Genomic DNA, 255 nt, shown 5'->3' with positions numbered 1-255 from the left:
CTGATGCGAAATTTATCACGTCATATCAAAGATAAACGCTTGCTCAAACTGATTGGTCGTTATTTGAGAGCAGGAATTGAAGACAATGGCACTTTAACTCCAAGCCTAGAAGGTGTTCCGCAAGGCGGTCCACTTTCCCCTTTATTATCCAATATAATGTTGGATGATTTAGACAAAGAATTGGAACAACGAGGCCACCAATTTGCTCGGTACGCTGATGATTTTATAATTTTAGTAAAATCAAAACGTGCGGGT

The 255-nt window shown here is 39.6% G+C and carries 1 protein-coding gene; it reads left to right on the top strand.

Features of this window, described 5'->3' with window-relative positions; all coding sequences use genetic code 11:
• A partial coding sequence (locus tag DS2_RS19505) for a reverse transcriptase domain-containing protein (protein WP_035016762.1) occupies positions 1 to 255 on the top strand: 255 nt, incomplete at both ends.

It is taken from the genome of Catenovulum agarivorans DS-2 (genome assembly GCF_000568405.1).
GTDB classification, from domain to species: Bacteria; Pseudomonadota; Gammaproteobacteria; order Enterobacterales; family Alteromonadaceae; genus Catenovulum; species Catenovulum agarivorans_A.
Note: the sequence above shows the minus strand (reverse complement) of the source record. Positions and strands in the feature narration are given on the sequence as shown.